Raw genomic sequence first — 5323 nt, 5'->3', positions numbered from 1 at the left:
CAAGGCTTGAAGCAAGGCTTGAGCCGTATGATTGGGATAACCATCATGTACGGTTCTTAGGGGAGGGGAGAGTGGTGACACTCGAACCTTGCCCGCTCCCTAAGCGCGTAGCGTAGGGGTGGGAGTGTCAAATTTAACCTTGGATCTGCAACAATTTCATCGCCTTGAATCCAGAATTAATGATGCAGCGTGTAGAATTTTTCCACACAACGAACAAACATTTCTACACCCATTCCTAAGACCGTTTCATCAAAATCAAAACAGGGATGATGGTGAGGAAAATCCAAATTTTTATCGGGATTTGCTGATCCCAAAAAGAAATAACAACCTGGAACCGCTTGCAGAAAATAAGAGATATCTTCGGCTGCCATGGTTTGACATTCAGGCACAATTCCCGCCGGAGTTTCCACCACTGTTTCCGCTACGCTTTGTACCAACTCTGCCATCCGTTTATTATTAATAACAGGCGGATATAAAGGCGCGTAATTGAGTTCATAACTGGCTCCATGACTCTGACAAATGCCAGCAATAATTTGTTCAACACGTTTGCCAAAAAAGCCTTGATAAGTGGGATTAAAATATCGAACCGTTCCCAGCATTTTAGCACTATCGGCAATCACATTATCGGTTTTTCCGGCATGAAGGGAACCCACACTCACAACCGCAGACTCTAAGGGGTTAACATTCCGAGAAACAATGGTTTGTAACGCTAAAACAACCTGAGAAGCAACCACAATGGAATCAATGGTTTGATGGGGAATTGCACCATGTCCCCCTTTTCCATAAATTGTACATTGAAATTTCTCAACCGCCGCCATTAACGCCCCACTGCGAACGCCAATGGTTCCCAAGGGTAAGTTATTCCACAGGTGTAACCCAATTAAAGCATCCACATCCGGGTTCTTTAAAACCCCCGCTTCAATCATCGGTTTAGCGCCCCCTGGCCCCTCTTCGGCGGGTTGAAAAATAATTTTCACTATGCCTTGAAAACAATGGCGATGATGAGCTAAATAATAGGCAGTTCCTAACGCAATTGCGGTGTGACCATCATGACCGCAGGCGTGCATAATTCCCGGATGTTGAGACTGATAAGGAACATTATTTTCTTCTTGAATCGGTAAGGCATCTAAATCAGCACGAATGGCTAAAACCGGCCCTGGTTTTCCACTATCAATGGTGGCAACAATTCCGGTTTTGGCAATTCCCGTTTGATGATCAATTCCCCATTTTCTCAGGTGTTGAGAAACAAATTCTGCTGTTAAGGTTTCGGTAAATCCCAGTTCAGGATACTGATGTAAACGCCGTCGCCATTCTACTAACTGGGGTTGCAAATTACGAATATCCAGTCGGAGTTTGGATACATGAACTGAATTTAAGCTGGGAATTGTAGAAACCATTGGCGTGCAGAAAATCTAAAAACTATGTTAAGAAGTGATAGTAATTATAACATTTCTCAACAAATGATTTCTAATTCCTCTGCCTAAAAATAAGAGCCCCGTGCAGGTCGCGTCTTTGTTGTGGGGTGTGAGATTGAAAATCTCTCCCCCACAAGGGGATTAAGAAAAAATTGTCTCTAGGTCTAAATTAGATGCAATTTGAGCCAATTTTTCCCGATCTGTAAGCGTATTAATATAGGGCAAAATTCCTAAAATGGGAATTTGAGTTAAAGATTCTATCAGATCAATGGGAGTCCAATTTTTAATTTCTTCTGGAGAACAAGGTTCAACACAATTTAAAACCAATCCTTGCAACAATACCCCCATTTGTCGAGCTAAAGCGGCATTAGCAACGGCTTGGGCGATCGCTCCTAACCGCACAGGAACCACTAAAATTGTTGGTAAATGCCAATCTCGTGCTAAATCAGCCACTGTTAATTCATGGGTAATCGGAGACCCTAATCCTCCTAACCCTTCTACTAATACAAAATCTCGGCTTTGTTGTAATTGACAAAACTGCGACCAAACCAACTTTAAATCGACTGTTTTACCTTCCAATTCTGCCGCAATGGGAGGAGCTAGAGGTGCTTCAAAGTGTAAAGGATTAATTTCATCAATAGATTGATTTAAAGCAAAATATTGGTGATAAAACTCTCGATCTCCAATCCCCGTTTGCATCGGTTTAAAAACCCCTAAACTCCGAGATAAATAATAGGTTTGCCAATAGGAAATTAACGCACTGGTTAATACCGTTTTACCCACATTTGTATCCGTTCCCGCCACCAATAAACTCTTTTTCACCATTTCCCCAATTAGATTTCTATTAATGCTAAATATACCAAAATTCAAAACTCATCCCTCCCCCTCTCCCCATCCCCTTGTCCCCCCGTCCCCTTGTCCCCTCATCCCCCCGTCCCCTTGTCNTCACTTCAGCGATATGTTGCTGAGGACGTCGAGAGGTTGAAAATATAGGAAAAGGAAGACGCATAAATCAGTTATCAGTTATCAGTTATCAGTTATCAGTTATCAGTTATCAGTTATCAGTTGATAGTTGATATAGCAATCCTATTTGAGTTGTATCCAAAATTTCGGTTCAAAAGGGAACAGGGAACAGGGATAATACTTCTGGCTGTTTCATATCAGTTTTAAATTATTACAATCTATTTGGGATTGCTATAGTTAACAGTTATTAGTTGATAATTATAGCACTGGAACCTCATATTAGGACATCAATGATGGCTATAATCCTTAATTGTTAAGCATCTATACGGGTGGAGAAACCCCCCATCTGACTTGGGACTCCTGCTATAATAGTTAATATTGACTGATAACTGATAACTGATGACTGATAACTGATAACTAATAACTGATTATTTTTTGCCTTTGCGTCCAGCAGTGGTATCAATTGCTTCTAGTTCAGAGAGTTTAAAAGTGACGAGTTTATCCCAGTTTCCTCCCTCAAAGAGAACGGCGACTTTACCGTCGCTGACTCGTTGAACGAGACCTTGGAAACCATAGTAAATATCGACGGGGTTTGTGACTCGCACGGCGGAACCTGGCAAAATCATAATCTTTCAACCGTTGGATGAACTGAATTTTAGTTTATCGTAACATTGGACGCTCAACATCAGCTTAGAACCGTTCTCCTAGACCAAAATGAATCCGACTATCCCCATTATTATTAATCCCATAGTCAATCCGAACTGGCCCCAAGGGAGTTTGTAAACGCACCCCTGCACCATAACCAAAGCCACTTCCGGGTTTATCCCGCACCCCTCCTGGAGAACCGGGCACTGTACCTTGAGAATTTAAGTCCGTCGCCCCATCAACAAATAACGCTCCCCCAATAAAATTCGAGAAAATCGGGAAACGATACTCAATTGATCCTTGCACAAAACTACGGGTTGAGGCGATCGCTCCTTCTTCCCAACCCCGCACCGACGCTGTTCCTCCTAAAGGAAAAGCTTCATAGGGAGGTAAATTTCCGACAACTGTTCCCGCTTGAAAATTAAAGGCAAAAGATTGAGGGCCTTTGGGAATAAAACCGGTGAAAAAGTTAACCGGAACATAAAAGGTATATCCCGCCCGCAAACGATTCATTAAAATACTTCCTGAACCCACAGGAATTGATTGTTCTGTCCCAAACCGTAATAAATACCCGGAAGTTGGCTGTTGTTTATTATTGCGACGATCTCGAACTAATCCAAATTGAACGGTCAATAAATCGTCTGATCCACTGCCACTATAACTAAGTTGATTACCATATTCATCGGTTGGGGTAATATTCCCATCGGAGTCTGTTATGTCCACCCGTTGATATTGAAATCCCAGGGATGCAACCCAATTTGGATCAGCAAAAACATTCTCTGCAAAAGGTCGAGTAAAACTAATCCCGCCTCCGGTTCTAACTACACGGGGACGATCACCATTTGCTAAACGAACTTCTCGTGGCCCATCTTCAAAAACAACAGAAATTGTCCGCCGTCTAAACGCATTAATCGTATAGGATGTTCGATAAGGATCACCCGCAATCCAAGGATCAGTAAAGCTGACATCGACTTGAAAAACTCGGTTTCCCGCTTCTAATTCCACCCCTAAACGTTGGTTATTTCCCCCTAAATTAATTTCTTGATAACTTAAGGTTCCAAATAATCCAGCAGCAGAACTAATTCCTCCCCCAAATGCTAAGGAACCCGTTGTTTTTTCAATCACATTAACAATCACTGTCGCTTCACGGGGATTATCTTTTCCCGGTTCTAATTGTAATCGCACATCTTCAAAAATTCCTAACCCAAAAACCCGGGCTAAATCTCGTTGTGCGGTTTGTTGGTTAAAGACATCCCCAGGTTTTAACTGAATTTCACGGGTAATAATAAAGTCTCTCGTTCTTCCCTCAATCGGCTTTCCCTCTTCATCGGTCGCTTCTCCATCACTATTGAGAAAACGCACTTCAATAGTTTCAATCACCCCTTCAGCGACTTGTAGGGTAACAACTCCTTCCCGTGTGACTTCGGGTGCAGCAACAACCTGTGCTAAAACATAGCCATTATCCTGATACCATTGATTTATTTTTTTAACCCCGGCTTCGATTTGATTCAGGTTAATCGTTTGATTATATTGATCAGCGAAACTTTGATTAATAATTTCTTCGGGTAAAACCGTATCGCCTTCAATCACAACTTGTTTTAAAGGCGGATTTTCTTCAACTTCAAAGGTGACTCGCACCCCAAGAGGGGTATCTTCTGGAACGGCTTTGACATTTCGGAATAAACCGGTTGCAAAAATGGCGTTAATATCTTTTTGTAATTGAGAACGGGTTGTTGTTCGTCCGGGTTGGGTGGAAATAACGCTATAAACTTTATCAATTAATGTTGTATTTTCCGTTCCACTGACTGCGATTTCTGCGACTAATACTTCAGGTTCAGCTTGTGCTGGTGTGGTGGGAATGGGAATAGTTGGAGGAACGTCAGGTTGTGAAGGTGGAGAAGGTGGAACTTCAGGGTTAGAGGGTAGAGTTTCAGGTGTTGCTTGAGCAATTTCTAAAGGGGCTGGTGGAGAAAAGTGGGCTAATTTTTCTGCACCAGTTTTATTTAAGCTGGGTTGAAATATATTAGTTTCTGATACAGTCGGATTTAAAGCGATCGCATTTTCCACCACAACTGGAAAGCTAAAATTCCCCCTTTTTTCCGTAGCTGATTTATTCAGTAAAATCTCTAAATTCGAGGATTGATTAATTTCAGCACTTGCTATTTGTTGAGACACTTCGCTGGGGAATTGTGTTACTTTCCCTAACTCTTTATTTAAACTGGGTTGAAATATATTAGTTTCCGCTACAGTCGGATTTAAAGCGATCGCATTTTCGGAAATAACGGGAAAGCTAAAATTTC

The 5323-nt window shown here is 41.9% G+C and carries 4 protein-coding genes; all 4 read right to left on the bottom strand.

From position 1 onward, the window contains the following. Positions 1 to 176 precede the first annotated feature (176 nt). Positions 177 to 1397 carry a M20 metallopeptidase family protein gene (locus tag PL9214_RS19795; RefSeq protein ID WP_072720497.1) on the bottom strand — a complete coding sequence of 407 codons (1221 nt, stop codon included), beginning with the start codon at positions 1395 to 1397 and terminating at the stop codon, positions 177 to 179. A 159-nt stretch (positions 1398 to 1556) separates the two neighbouring features. Further along, on the bottom strand, positions 1557 to 2240 hold the full coding sequence (bioD, locus tag PL9214_RS19790) for a dethiobiotin synthase (RefSeq protein WP_072720498.1): 684 nt from the start codon (positions 2238 to 2240) through the stop codon (positions 1557 to 1559). Positions 2241 to 2806: 566 nt separating this feature from the next. Then, the gene (locus PL9214_RS19785) at positions 2807 to 3004 is read right to left on the bottom strand and encodes an NAD(P)H dehydrogenase subunit NdhS (protein WP_072720496.1); all 198 of its coding nucleotides are present in this window, start codon (positions 3002 to 3004) and stop codon (positions 2807 to 2809) included. Between the two features lie 64 nt (positions 3005 to 3068). Further along, on the bottom strand, positions 3069 to 5323 hold a 2255-nt coding region (locus tag PL9214_RS19780), incomplete at its 5' end, for a cell surface protein (RefSeq protein WP_072720495.1).

Origin of the sequence: Planktothrix tepida PCC 9214 (assembly GCF_900009145.1) — a bacterium.
In the GTDB taxonomy this organism is placed as follows: Bacteria; Cyanobacteriota; Cyanobacteriia; order Cyanobacteriales; family Microcoleaceae; genus Planktothrix; species Planktothrix tepida.
Note: the sequence above shows the minus strand (reverse complement) of the source record. Positions and strands in the feature narration are given on the sequence as shown.